The 255-nt window shown below is 36.5% G+C and carries 1 protein-coding gene; it reads left to right on the forward strand.

Translation table 11 applies throughout. The annotated features are described in order from the left end of the window. On the forward strand, nucleotides 1–255 hold a 255-nt coding region (locus ACVCXO_RS00365; RefSeq protein WP_452227616.1), incomplete at both ends, for a hypothetical protein.

The raw sequence follows: 255 nt of genomic DNA on the forward strand, positions 1-255 counted from the left end.
GCTGATGATTGTGGTAATGAAACCATACTTACTGCAACGCTTACGCTTGAAGATTCTATCGGTCCTGACTTAACGTCTTGTACTGTAATAGATGAAACTATAGAATGTAACGGAACAGATAACGAAACAATTGCTAACGATTGGAATGCTGCTAATATATTAGCACTTCAATCTTGTGGTACAGATTCTTGTGATACAGATGCAGTATTCGATGTAACTTCTGATTATGTATTTACTAACCTTGCTTCCACTTGT

It is taken from the genome of Lacinutrix sp. MEBiC02404 (assembly GCF_053601575.1).